Origin of the sequence: Salirhabdus salicampi (assembly GCF_024259515.1) — a bacterium.
Lineage (GTDB): Bacteria > Bacillota > Bacilli > Bacillales > Alkalibacillaceae > Salirhabdus_A > Salirhabdus_A salicampi.
On sequence record NZ_JANBWE010000005.1, the window covers coordinates 101,417 to 114,406 of the forward strand.

Below are 12,990 nucleotides of genomic sequence, written 5' to 3' on the forward strand. Positions count from 1 at the left end.
TCTCATTACGAGAACGGGATTTTTGTAAGTTACACGTTTGTTGAAGCACTGTTGTTTTTCTCTTGAAGTTTTTCTTCTTTTGCTACCTTCATGAAACGTTTCGTCTCGGATACAACGACACCAGATAGGACAAGTAGTCCAATTAAGTTCGGGAATGCCATTAATCCGTTCATAACGTCTGCGAAAGTCCAAACAACCTCAAGTGAAATGACAGCTCCGAAGAATACTGCAGCAACGAATACGAATCGATAAAATGGTATTCCTTTTTCACCTACGAGGTAACTAAAGGACTTCTCACCGTAATAACACCATCCAAGGATAGTTGAGAAGGCGAAGAATACAAGTCCAATGGTTACGATGTAAGATCCAAAATCACCTAAGAAGAAGGCAAATGATTCAGATGTTAAAGCTGCACCTGTCATTTGTTCACCGTCAACCATAGGTGTACCGGATCCGTAAAAACCACTCATTACGATTGTAATACCTGTAATGGAACATACAAGAATCGTATCAATAAATACTTGTGTCATAGAAACTAACGCTTGTCGACCTGGATAGTCCGTCTTAGCTGCTGCAGCAGCAATTGGAGCCGAACCTAAACCAGCTTCGTTGGAGAATACTCCACGGGCAACCCCGTAACGAATTACAGTACCTAAGATACCTCCACCAACTGCTTCTGCAGTAAATGCGTCTGTGAAAATAACACCAATAGCAGCCGGAACTAAATTAATATTGGAAATTAAGACGATTAATCCACCGATAATATACAATACAGCCATGATTGGTACGAAAAAGGCTGTAACTTTACCGATACTCTTAATTCCACCTAAAATGACTAAACCAGTTAAAACTGTAAGAATAAGACCTGTTACCCAAGTTGGGACAGCGAATGTAGAACGTAGTGCATCTGATACAGAGTTGGATTGTACTAAGTTACCGATGCCAAATGCGGCAATAGAGGCAAAGATGGCAAATAATACCGCTAACCATTTCGCATTCATTCCTTTTTCTAAGTAGTACATCGGTCCACCGGACATCTCTCCCTTAGAATTTTCCGTCCGGTATTTAACGGCTAAAATGGCCTCAGCGTATTTTGTAGCCATTCCAAAGATTGCGATAATCCACATCCAAAGAACGGCACCTGGTCCCCCTAAAACAACGGCTGTTGCAACCCCGGCGATGTTACCAGTACCAATGGTTGCTGCTAAGGCAGTCGTTAACGCTTGGTAATGCGAAATATCCCCTTTTGACTTCTTGTCCTGTTTTTTCTTACTAAAAGCTAAGCGTAATGCGTAAGGCAACGCACTAATTTGTAAGAAACCCAGTCGGATTGTTAAGTAGATACCAGTACCCGCTAATAAAATGAGTAGAGGTGGCCCCCAAACTAATCCACTTAATGTACTTAAAAATTCATTAACTGCTTCCAAGCTTTCTCCCTCCCCATATATAGAAATAAATACCTACAATTAAAATATTCCGAAAATTCTGGCCTAATGTCAATAGAATATCAGAAAAAAAGACAAAAACCACCAATTATTTTTCATGGTAAGAAAATGAAGAACATATTTGTTATATTTATAAGTAGTAAGTAACATTCTAAAAGCGGGTGATAAACTATGATTAAAGTGCTATTTGTCTGTTTAGGAAATATTTGTCGTTCCCCAATGGCTGAGGCGATGTTTCGTGAAATGGTAAAGGAAAATGATTTACAAGGGAAAATAACGGTTGATTCAGCGGGAATTGGCCATTGGCATCAAGGGCAACCACCGCATGTAGGCACACAAAATATACTGAAAGATCACGTCATCTCGACTAAAGGGATGACAGCAAGACAAGTGAAGTATGAGGATTGGGACGAGTTCGACTATATTGTCGCAATGGATGAACAAAACATGCAAGACCTTACTGGCATAAGAAAAGAATTCAACAATGTAAGAATTCAACGATTAATGGATTACGTTCCAAATGCTACGAAAGAAAACGTACCAGACCCATACTACACTGGAAACTTCCAGGAAGTATATGACTTAGTTAAAGCAGGGTGCGAGCATCTTCTTCAACAAATAAAGGAAGATTATAACTTATAAGGAGGCAATAGGTAACTTGAAAAATTTAAATTTCAAAAAGGGGATAGCAATTGGAACGATGGTAGGGCTCCTACTGCCACTTCTAGAAAAGGAAAATAGAGTTAGGCTAAAGGGTAGTGCCTTCCACGTAGTAAATCAAATCTGTTTTTATCGAAAACAACCTTCAGTTGCAGTTCATGATCTACGGGTAGGAATTGGGAAAATCGATGATTATCTAGATGAATTAACAAAATATGTGGAACAAGGCTCAGCATTGATTGAGGGAAAAGCTTCAAAACGGAATTCATAAAAGGTGGGTGTTACTTTGAAAAAGATCAAAACTTTCTTTACCCTCCTAATAAAACGGTTTTTAGAAGATGATATTGCAGGAAAAGCGGCACAGCTTTCCTACTTTTTTCTGCTATCTTTGTTTCCTTTCTTAATTTTTCTTATTACTCTCATCGGATATTTGCCACTAACGGTTGACCAAGTGCTCCACCTGGTTGCAAGATATGCCCCCGGTGACACAATGGCACTGGTAGAGGATAATATTGAAGATATATTACCCCAAAAAAATAAAGGGCTTTTATCAGTTGGTATTATTGGGACATTATTTGCCGCATCAAATGCCATAAACGCTTTAATGAGATTGTTAAATCGAGCTTATGAAACAACTGAGCAACGTCCCTTTTATATTTCCCGTTTAGTTAGTATCGTTTTAACAATAGCAATGGTCCTTGTCATCGTCATCGCTTTGTTACTTCCGGTTTTCGGAAAGGCAATCGGTACTTTTGTCTTTTCCTTATTTGGTCTATCTGCTGGGTTTTTAAAAGTTTGGAACGGAATTCGTTGGGTAATTTCCATTATTATAATGATGATTATCTTCCTATATTTATTTAAGCTGGCACCAGATAAAAGATTAACATTTTCGGAAGTATTACCTGGTGCTTTATTTGCTACGATAGGTTGGCAACTGGTTTCGTTGGCTTTTGCTTTTTACGTTGATCATTTTGGATACTATTCAGCTACATATGGAAGTGTCGGAGGAGTTATTGTTTTAATGATTTGGTTTTATTTATCTGGCCTTATCATTTTAGTTGGTGGAGAAATTAATGCGACAATAAGGAAAATGAATAACGAAGAGGTACAGCCATAAACGGTCTGTATCTCTTATTTTAATAAACGCAATCCATTTAAGATAACTAAAATCGTGCTTCCTTCGTGGCCAATAACTCCTAAAGGTAAATGAATGAGCTGAAGAAAGTTTGATAATAACAACAAGATGATAACTGTAATGGAAAAGACAACGTTTTGTTTTACAATCCGATTCATCTTTTGTGAGAGTTGTAAGGCGTAAGAAACCTTCGTTAAATCATTTTTTATCAGTACTACATCAGCTGTTTCTAAAGCTACGTCCGTTCCATCCCCCATTGCAATACCTAAGTTTGCAGTAGCTAATGCCGGGGCGTCGTTAATTCCATCTCCTATCATTGCTACATGTCCATGCTTCTGCTTTAATTCCTTTATCTTTGCAACTTTATCCTCGGGCAAACAGTTGGCGTAATATTGTCGAACTCCTGCTTCTTCAGCAATTGCCTTGGCTGTTTCTTCATGGTCACCTGTAAGCATAACAACTTCGATGTTTTCTTTTTGTAACCCTTTGATGGCATCAACAATATCTTTTCTAATTGTATCCTTTAATGCAAATAAGGCAACGACTCCGTCGTCATTAGCAACGAAAACAAGGGTTTTGCCTTGCTTGGCAAGTTGTTCATGAATTCCGTTATAGAAATGACATATTGTTTCCGTTCCGATTAACGATTCATTTCCAATCCACCAAGTCTCCCCATTTACTTTCGCCTTCAAACCTTTTCCCGGTATGTCCTGGAGTGAGTCAATTTGTTCGTTTTGCTCAATATTTTTATTGTTAATGTATGACACAATGGCATTTGCTAATGGGTGATTTGATTCCTTTTCAATAGAACCGATGACTTGTAACAGCTTCCCTTTCGAAAAGGAACTGTTTTCAGCAAAGAGTACATCTGTTACTTCAGGGGTTCCATTTGTAATCGTACCGGTTTTATCAAGAGCGACGGCCTTTACTTGAGCCAGCCCTTCTACATGTACTCCGCCTTTAAATAGTATCCCTTTTCGTGCTCCGTTTGAGATCGCAGATAATGTAGCAGGCATAATCGATGCGACTAAAGCACAAGGTGAAGCGACCACTAAAAAAATCATAGCTCGATAAAATGTTTCCTGCCAAGTCCAACCGAACGCGTAATAAGGTAAAAAGAGAAGCACTGAACCAGCGAAGAGTACTACCTTAACATAGGCTCCTTCAAATTGTTCGATAAATAATTGTGAAGGTGACTTTTCACTTTTTGCTGATTGAACAAGATGGATAATCTTCTGAAAAACACTTTCACTTGCTGGCTTTGTCACCTGAACAGTAATACTCCCGTTTAAATTCATTGTGCCGGCAAATACGTCATCACCGGTCGTTTTTTTGTTCGGGATTGATTCGCCTGTAATTGCCGCTTCTTCAAGTGCCGTTTCCCCTCTGAAAATAGTCCCGTCAGCAGGTACTCTTTCTCCTGCTTTAACGAGAAAATGATCTCCCACTTTTAAATCTGTTACCGGGATTAATTGTTCTTTTCCGTCCCGCAACCGTAAAGCCGTTTCAGGCTGGAGGTTCATAAGTGATGAAATTTCCTTTTCACTTTTGTTCATCGTATATGTTTCTAAAGCACCGCTTAAAGCGAATATAAAAATAAGTATCGCTCCCTCGGTCCAGTAACCAATTGAGGCAGCTCCTATCGCGGCAATAATCATTAATAACTCAACATTTAACTCTTTATGAACAACAGTCTCCTCAATACCTTCCTTTGCCTTTGCAAAACCTCCTATAATATAGGCAGTTACGTATAATGTGACGGTCCATGGTTGTGAAAGGTATTCTTCTAATAACCATGTCATGAAAATAAGAAAACCACTGAATAGAGCAGCGATAAGTTGCGCATGTTTACACAACTGGCTAAAACGTTTCGGTTTGTTTACGCAAGCTTCATGCTCTTTATTCATGGGCTGAGTTAACGTTTCAATGCTCATAGTCTCAACTCCTAATAACCAATAATCGTGTTCCTATATAAAATCGACATGTAATGAAAGGAGGTGTAACAACTTATTTGTTATATTTATTAATTTATAATAATTATAATTTAATTATTAATATAATATCACATATTCCACACTTTTCAACAAAGGTGTTTTAAGGGTGAAAATTCTCTTGTTGTGTTATTCTATGATAGGCAAACAATCAAGAGATGAGGTTTTTAACATGACAACAAAAAAGTTTTTTCAACATCCTTTAGGGGTAATGTTTGCAGCTGTAACAGCAACCTTTTTATGGGGAAGTGCGCTCCCTTTTGTGAAGTGGAGTTATGAAGTTTTAGATATACATCCTAATGAGACATGGGAACAGTTACTGTTTGCAGGTTATCGATTCTTCTTAGCTTCTTTGATGATAATCGTGTTTTTTCAACTGATTGGTAGAGGGATAGGGAAGATTACACTGTCGTCTACTTTTACATTAGCAAGAATCGGTTTTTTCCAAACGTTTTTACAGTATATTCTTTTTTATATTGGTTTAAGTCACTCAACTGGAATTCAAGGATCGATTATTGCGGGTTCAACTTCTTTTTTTCAAATGTTATTGGCTCATTTTATATATCAAAATGATCGTATGAATGCGAAGAAGTCCATTGGACTTGTAGTAGGTTTTTCAGGGGTTGTACTTGTAAACGTGCAACAAGGAACGTTAACGTTAGCTTTTGGCTTAGGAGAAATATTGCTGACATTTGCGATGTTAACTAGTGCATTTGGGAACATTTTAGCACGGGAAGGGAGTCAAAAACTCCCAGTCCCTTATTTAACAGCGTATCAAATGTTGATCGGCTCGGTTGGCTTACTAGTTATCGGTGGGTTAAATGTAGGATGGTTCCCTTTTGACTTTACCGGGAAAGCCGTTATGCTGTTAATATATCTGTCCTTTATATCAGCGGCAGGCTTTATACTATGGAACAATGTAATGAAGTATAACAAGGTAGGGAATGTATCCATTTATCTATTTTTAGTACCAATGTTCGGTGTTATGTTATCAGGGATTGTTCTTAAAGAATCGGTTCACATGTTTGCCTTATTAGGTTTAGCACTTGTGGTGTCCGGAATTATCATTGTAAATAAGAAGAGTAAAAAACCCCAGGTTCAGAAGGAAGTTTAACCTCTTTCTGCAAGGGGTTTTTTTGTTGGTTTCTTGATAAGCACTGCTGTAAAAACGATGATCAACGTGACTGTAATAATGTGAAAAAACGAGAACATCGGGAAAAACTCAATGAATAAACCGCCTAGCAGCGGGCCGGTAATGCTTCCAACACTAAATGAAATACCACACAAAATATTTCCAGCAGGTAAAAGTCGTTTCGGTAACAGATCCGCCATATACGATATCCCTAATGAGAATAATGAACCGACAAACATCCCGCTAAGTGTAAATAAAATAATTAATGAAAAGGCGGAGGTTTCGAAAATGGATGCAAATAAAAAAGAAATAGCCCCTAAAAATAACACATACAATAAGATCGGTTTTCGGCCAACTTTATCGCTCAATGTCCCTAATGGGATTTGGGAAATTAAACTTCCGGCCGCAAAGCACGGTATAATAATCGATAACATATCAACAGAGTGCCCAATACGCATACCATATACAGGGAAGTTGCCGTGAAGTGTTGCTTCCAAAAATCCGTAAGTTAACGGTAATAGAAATGCAACCCAAGCAATCTTTAACGCTTCCCAAAAGCGGATAAACGACCCTTTTGTTGTCGTATCTAATTCTTGATCCTGCTCAGGAAACTCATTACGTAATAAAAACATAAGGGACCAAACAGCCATACTTAATAGCGCACTAATAATAAAGGGTAAGCCAGGATGTATGGATAAAAACCGGGTCATTAACGGACCTAGCGTAAAACCTATCCCAAAGGACATTCCATAAAATGCGATGTCTCTTCCTCGATTATTTTCATGACTTGTAGTTGTAATCCATGTTTGGGTTGCGAAATGCAAAATATGATCCCCAATGCCAATGGCCATTCTTAACATGAACCAAAACCACAAAGATTCCCATAACGTAAAGAAAAATAGAGAGGTGAATACTAAGGCACCACCTGTTAGTATCACAGGTTTAAAGCCAAATTTTTGTAACGGCCTTTCCATGAAGGGGGAGGCTAATAAAACCCCGATGTATAAGCCAGTTGCATGAAGACCATTTATTGTCGACGACACGTTCGCTTGTTCCAAAATGACTGCGATTAAAGGTAGTAACATTCCTTGGGAGAAGCCTGAAATACCGACTAAACTAACTAATATAAAAAATCTAGTTTTTGCTGAAACAGGTTGCATGCTTTCACCTCGAATATCGTTCACATCAGCATTCATTGTAACGTATGGGAAAACAAATGTATATTTTTACATTTCAAGCATGATGACACATTTGCAGGAAATGCTAAAAAAGAGATCGACTAGGTTAATCAGCTATTGGGCTATGAAATGAAGATGTATAGTTTCTGTTATCCGTAAAAAAATAAAAAAAAATGTGAAAGGACTGTGATAAAGCAATGAAAAAGCATATCTCCAGCATGTTCATCTTCGTCATCATTGCTGCAGTTGTAAACCCGTTCAATGTTTTTGCGAAAGAAGAGAATGTGAAAGATAAGAAGGAAGAAAAAGTACCTAGTCACGTCTTAAATATTTCAAAGGAGAACACATATCCAAACTCGTCTAAGGATCAAACTGTCCTAGAACCGAATGCTCTGGCAAAACAGCTTATCAATTCATCTAATGTAAAAATTGATAATCCGGACTTAATTAAAATGCTCAATGAATCTTCTCTTAAGCCATCTAAACTAGCCATTGGATATCGAGGGGAGATCTATTTAGGGGATTGGCCGCTAAATTACAAATCAAAAGAAACAAATGTAAATTGGGAGTATCAACAAATTAATGTGAACCGGTTAGATAATTTAGGTGGTAACAATAAGAAGACGCTTAATTACAGCCAAGAGGACCATAAGACGATTAAAGGTGGACTCACGTCTAAAATTGAAAAAAGCGATAATGTTAGAAAAATGATGTTACAAGAAGCGAAAAAGGACACAGATTTACCGTTATCATTTGAGACCATTTTCGGTAAGGGGACAAAAACAGGCCAATCCTACGGTATCCCACCGAAAAAAGTTGGCTACTTATATGCCTTCGCTCCGGCCGTAAACGAGAAAGGTGTCGTTACTTTTGGTGAAGTTTACTTAGTTTTAAAAGGTTCGAAAAAGTTTTTAGAAGTGCGAAATGTAACGAAGCAAGGCATCGGGGCATGGATACCAATACAGGACCACGTATCCTTTACATTCCAGCTTAAAGACCAATAAAAAAAGGTCCGCTTATTCTGGCATTATGCCAGAAGCGGACCTTACATCAATGTGTTGTTCAGCCATCTTAATATTATGCTCAAACATCGTTTCCGCAATAATGAAACGAACTTTCCGTGCAGCCATCCAATACCCATCGTCATTCACAACACCTGTTACAGTGTACTGATAGCCTCTATATCCATCGTTTAATGATGTCATGCCGTATATTTGAAAGGGCTCTACTTTATTACCTTCTTCATCGATACGTAAATAAGAATCTAATTGCTCATTCATTTTATGACAAGCGATCTGTAAGGCGTGCATCACTTTATCTGGATCTTCATAAAAACTTGTTGTTACTTTTTCGATTACCCGCATGAATTCGAAATTGTAATTTTGAATTGTATTGATTTGTCCGTTACTAATTGTTAATAATTTGCCGCTCCACTCTCTTATTTTTAAAAATCGTAAGCCAATATCTTCAACTGTACCGTGAAACGTATTATTAATTGTGATAAAATCGCCTTTGTGCAATTGTTTCTCATAAAGAAGGAACAAACCTGATAAAAAGTCTCTAATCAAGCTTTGGGCGCCAAGACCGACTACTATACCAACAATACCCGCCCCAGCTAATATTTGGCCGATTGGAATGTGAAAGAGTCTAACGAGAACGAAGATAATAAAACCGAATGTGGCAGCATAGCGCACAATGGAATTAATCATAGCTTCAAGAGTTTGTTCAACCCTTTCTTCTATAAGGCTCGTTCTCCGAAAAAACTGCTCAACAACTTTTCGGACTGCAAACACAACGATCAAGGTTATGGTTCCAACAATGAGAATTTGCAGAAGTGTATTTTCACTAAACGAATTGATCATTTCTTGTGATGTTTCGAAAACAGAACTCATATAACTTCCTCCTTGCTAACACTATAGCTATTATACTAAAGGAAGTTTCCGTGTAACAGTAAAAATAACAAGAAAGAGGGATTCATGAATGTACGATCAACAGGAAAAAGTTATAGAACTAAAACAACGCTTAGCAGAAGTCATGACAAGGATAGAAGGTATTGAACCAGAGAAGCTGACAGTGGAAGATATCGATGAGTTTATTCATGTTCTAGATCAACTGGAAGAAAAATGTAAGTAAAAATTAACTCGTAGGGGTTGATTTTTACGCCGTTACACTTTAGTATATTAAACTGTTAGCGTGATAATGCACTAATCAAATAATGAGATACACATAAAAAAAGGGAGAGATTTATATGGCTATAGCGGTTGTAGCATCTGTGCTCGTTTTAACCGTATTAAGTTTGTTAAGAGTTAACGTACTACTATCACTTATTCTGGCTACCATTACGGCAGGAGTAATTGCACAAAATTCGATGGTAGACACAGTTGGCATGTTAGTCGATGGAATGGCTGGTGGTGCTAACACAGCATTAAGTTACATCCTGCTTGGTGCTTTTGCCGTAGCTATAAGTTTTACCGGCATTACACAATTATTAGTGAAATCTATGACAAAAGTAATTAAAGGAAAACGCAGTATCATGTTGCTAATTATTGCAGCAGTTGCGTCCTTATCACAAAACGTTGTTCCTGTTCATATCGCTTTTATTCCAGTTTTAATTCCGCCTTTGTTGGCATTGTTTGACAAAATGAAAATTGATCGCCGTGGTGTAGCTACAGCTTTAACGTTTGGTTTAAAAGCACCATATATTACGTTACCTATTGGTTTCGGTTTGATTTTCCAAGGTATTATTCAAGATGGTATGGAAAGTAATGGTGTTGCCATTTCGTTAAGTGAAGTGACATTAGCGATGATTGTACCAGGCATTGCTATGCTTGTCGGATTACTAATTGCGGTTTTCTTCACATACCGAAAAGATCGTGATTATGCATCGATTGAAGCTGAAAGTGTTAGTGCAATTGACGTTAGCGAAGAATCTAATAAAGATGTGAAATTTGAATTGAAGCACGGCATTACAGTTATAGCCATCATAGCAGCTCTAGGTATTCAATTAGCAACAGAAAGTTTAGTTCTGGGTGCGTTAACCGGGTTAATCCTGATGTTCTTATTTATTGCTGTTCCGTTTAAAGAAGGAGAGCGGGTAATGTCCCAAGGGATTACGATGATGGGTATGATTGCGTTTATTATGATGGTTGCTTCTGGTTTTGGAAATGTGTTGTCCGAAACAGGATCTGTTGAAGCACTAGTTGAAAGTACTTCCGGTGCACTAAGTGGAAGTAAAGCAATGGTTGCATTTATTCTTTTATTAGTTGGTTTACTTGTAACAATGGGTATTGGTACATCATTTGGTACAATCCCAATCTTAGCTGCATTATTCGTACCATTAGCAAGTACAGCAGGATTCTCACCAGTTGCGATTGCCATTCTTATTGGTACGGCTGGAGCTCTAGGAGATGCAGGTTCTCCGGCATCTGACAGCACATTAGGGCCGACAGCTGGATTGAATGTTGATGGAAAGCATAATCACATTTGGGATACTTGTGTGCCAACCTTTGTACACTACAACATCCCACTGTTCTTATTCGGGTGGATTGCTGCAGTTATATTTTAATTAAGAATGAGAAGACTATGGGTCCGTCCATAGTCTTTTTTGTTTGGATTACATGCATGACTATCGCCTTTCTTACAAAAGATAAAGAAAAAAGTGTGGTGGGTATGTTGAATAAATTAAAGGTAATTTCATTTTTGATTTCTGTGCTTTTTTATTCTGTTTCACCGTCAACCAATATACATGCGCTTGCGCTTGATCATACAACATTCGGGTGGGGTTATAAGAAAAACACAGAACATAATCCACCTGATGCAGGAAAGTATGCTCCCCTTTTAGAAGAGTATGGTGGTTTTTATGTTGATAAATCCGGAGAGAAGGTCGTTTACTTAACCTTTGATATGGGATATGAGGCTGGTTATACTTCAGATATTTTAGACATTTTAAAAGAGCATAAAGTTCCAGCAGCTTTTTTCTTAGCTGGTCATTATATTGACAGCCAGCCAAAACTGTTGAAACGAATGAAGAACGAGGGACATATTATTGGGAACCACTCCTGGACACATCGAGATTTTACGACTTTGTCCGAAGGAAAAATAAAAGAGGATTTGGAGAGAATTGAAAAAGGTGTAGAAAAAGTGTTGGGGGATGGTGACTTAAAATACGTACGCCCACCAAGAGGGGATTTCAGTGAGCGTACACTAGCTATCACAAGTAAGTTGGGATATGTAAATATATTTTGGTCTTCTGCTCTTGTCGATTGGGGCGGAAGGAATAGTGGATGGCAAGCCGCTTTTCGTAATGTAATGGATCATATCCACCCAGGAGCAATTATTCTTCTACACGCAACATCAAAGGCTAATGCTGAAGCTCTAGAGCATTTAATCCAAGAATTACGGAAAGATGGCTATGAATTTAAAAGCTTAGATTACCTATTGTGGAAAGAAACAGTAGAACCACCGTTTAACTTTTAGCATTGGAAACTGATATTCCAATGCTTTTTTCTATTGATTTTATTTAGATGTGTTAAGATGTAGTATGTTGACCACCAAAGGTAAAGGAGTGACCTGTATGTGGCTTTATGAATATGAGAGTGACTATATTTATGATTTCGATTATACACTTTTACGTTTAAGTTTAGACCCGTTACATAAATTAAATCGTACAGAGAGATGGGTGGATGTACCATTACGTCTTGGGAGTGACAAACATGTAGTGCGAGTGGAAGCGAAAGGGACAACCTCTAAACCAGTTTTTCATATTAAAGGGGATAGTGAATTACATAAAGGTGAATTGGTCAGTGTAATCTTCCAGTTATTTCAGTGGGATATGGATCTTAGTAAGGTACATGCTCACTTTCAGGAAACGAATTTAAATTCGTTATTTCAGTCATTACCAGCTACTCCAATCGTAAAAGATTTTGATTTATATGGTGCGTTAATGAAAATTATTATACATCAGCAATTAAATATGAAGTTTGCCCACACTTTGTCAACCCGGTTTGTTCAAAAATATGGAGAAAAAATCAATGGTGTTTGGTATTACCCCGAACCCGAAAGAACTGCGACAATCCCGTATGAAGAATTAAGGGAACTGCAGTTTAGTCAGCGTAAAGCAGAATATGTTATAGATACCTCGAAACGAATCGTCGACGGAAAATTAGATTTACAGACCCTAGCTGGAAAGAGAGATGACGAAGTAGAGCAGGAGCTTACGAAAATACGTGGAATCGGAAAATGGACTGCGGAAAACTGGTTGTTATTCGCGTTAGGTCGGCCTAATTTATTGCCCGCTGCTGATATTGGGATTCAAAATGCCTTAAAAAAATTACTTCAATTGGATGTAAAACCGAAAAAAGACGAAATATATAAAATGGGGGAACAATGGGCGCCCTATCGAAGTTATGCGTCATTGACATTATGGCGAAGCATTGAAAGTTAGGTGATA

At 37.9% G+C, this 12,990-nt stretch carries 13 protein-coding genes; 9 read left to right on the forward strand and 4 right to left on the reverse strand.

Going from position 1 to position 12,990, the window contains the following annotated elements; genetic code table 11:
• Nucleotides 1–29 precede the first annotated feature (29 nt).
• Nucleotides 30–1,427, reverse strand: coding sequence for an alanine/glycine:cation symporter family protein (locus tag NLW78_RS13790; RefSeq protein ID WP_254497740.1), 1,398 nt, complete (start codon nt 1,425–1,427; stop codon nt 30–32).
• Nucleotides 1,428–1,616: 189 nt separating this feature from the next.
• Here NLW78_RS13790 and NLW78_RS13795 point away from each other — a divergent pair, with 189 nt between their 5' ends.
• From NLW78_RS13795 to NLW78_RS13805, 3 genes are read left to right on the forward strand one after another with little or no spacing between them, the layout of a single operon-like run.
• Nucleotides 1,617–2,087: a low molecular weight protein-tyrosine-phosphatase gene (locus tag NLW78_RS13795; RefSeq protein ID WP_254497741.1), complete on the forward strand. Its 471-nt coding sequence runs from the start codon at nt 1,617–1,619 to the stop codon at nt 2,085–2,087.
• A 16-nt stretch (nt 2,088–2,103) separates the two neighbouring features.
• Nucleotides 2,104–2,376, forward strand: a complete 273-nt coding sequence (locus NLW78_RS13800; RefSeq protein WP_254497742.1) for a hypothetical protein — start codon at nt 2,104–2,106, stop codon at nt 2,374–2,376.
• Nucleotides 2,377–2,391: 15 nt separating this feature from the next.
• Nucleotides 2,392–3,222: a YihY/virulence factor BrkB family protein gene (locus tag NLW78_RS13805; protein ID WP_254497743.1), complete on the forward strand. Its 831-nt coding sequence runs from the start codon at nt 2,392–2,394 to the stop codon at nt 3,220–3,222.
• A 14-nt stretch (nt 3,223–3,236) separates the two neighbouring features.
• Here NLW78_RS13805 and NLW78_RS13810 read toward each other — a convergent pair whose 3' ends face one another.
• The gene (locus NLW78_RS13810; RefSeq protein ID WP_437181982.1) at nt 3,237–5,174 is read right to left on the reverse strand and encodes a heavy metal translocating P-type ATPase; all 1,938 of its coding nucleotides are present in this window, start codon (nt 5,172–5,174) and stop codon (nt 3,237–3,239) included.
• Between the two features lie 229 nt (nt 5,175–5,403).
• Between NLW78_RS13810 and NLW78_RS13815 the strand changes: the two genes are divergently transcribed.
• Nucleotides 5,404–6,345 carry a DMT family transporter gene (locus tag NLW78_RS13815; protein ID WP_254497744.1) on the forward strand — a complete coding sequence of 314 codons (942 nt, stop codon included), beginning with the start codon at nt 5,404–5,406 and terminating at the stop codon, nt 6,343–6,345.
• Here NLW78_RS13815 and NLW78_RS13820 read toward each other — a convergent pair.
• Complete coding sequence (locus tag NLW78_RS13820; RefSeq protein WP_254497745.1) at nt 6,342–7,523, reverse strand: MFS transporter; 1,182 nt, start codon at nt 7,521–7,523, stop codon at nt 6,342–6,344. The genes NLW78_RS13815 and NLW78_RS13820 overlap by 4 nt on opposite strands.
• Before the next feature lie 215 nt (nt 7,524–7,738).
• On the opposite strand from NLW78_RS13820, the gene NLW78_RS13825 reads away from it, so the two are divergent.
• Nucleotides 7,739–8,545 carry a YfkD famly protein gene (locus NLW78_RS13825; protein WP_254497746.1) on the forward strand — a complete coding sequence of 269 codons (807 nt, stop codon included), beginning with the start codon at nt 7,739–7,741 and terminating at the stop codon, nt 8,543–8,545.
• A gap of 12 nt (nt 8,546–8,557) precedes the next feature.
• Here NLW78_RS13825 and NLW78_RS13830 read toward each other — a convergent pair whose 3' ends face one another.
• Nucleotides 8,558–9,433, reverse strand: a complete 876-nt coding sequence (locus tag NLW78_RS13830) for a mechanosensitive ion channel family protein (protein ID WP_254497747.1) — start codon at nt 9,431–9,433, stop codon at nt 8,558–8,560.
• An 88-nt stretch (nt 9,434–9,521) separates the two neighbouring features.
• Here NLW78_RS13830 and NLW78_RS13835 point away from each other — a divergent pair, with 88 nt between their 5' ends.
• From NLW78_RS13835 to NLW78_RS13850, 4 genes are all read left to right on the forward strand, one after another.
• Complete coding sequence (locus tag NLW78_RS13835) at nt 9,522–9,674, forward strand: SE1561 family protein (RefSeq protein WP_254497748.1); 153 nt, start codon at nt 9,522–9,524, stop codon at nt 9,672–9,674.
• A gap of 115 nt (nt 9,675–9,789) precedes the next feature.
• Nucleotides 9,790–11,106 carry a Na+/H+ antiporter family protein gene (locus tag NLW78_RS13840; RefSeq protein WP_254497749.1) on the forward strand — a complete coding sequence of 439 codons (1,317 nt, stop codon included), beginning with the start codon at nt 9,790–9,792 and terminating at the stop codon, nt 11,104–11,106.
• Between the two features lie 104 nt (nt 11,107–11,210).
• On the forward strand, nt 11,211–12,017 hold the full coding sequence (pdaA, locus tag NLW78_RS13845; protein ID WP_254497750.1) for a delta-lactam-biosynthetic de-N-acetylase: 807 nt from the start codon (nt 11,211–11,213) through the stop codon (nt 12,015–12,017).
• A 97-nt stretch (nt 12,018–12,114) separates the two neighbouring features.
• A complete protein-coding gene (locus NLW78_RS13850) occupies nt 12,115–12,984 on the forward strand; it encodes a DNA-3-methyladenine glycosylase family protein (RefSeq protein WP_254497751.1) in 870 nt (289 codons plus the stop codon).
• The last annotated feature ends 6 nt before the right edge of the window (nt 12,985–12,990 follow it).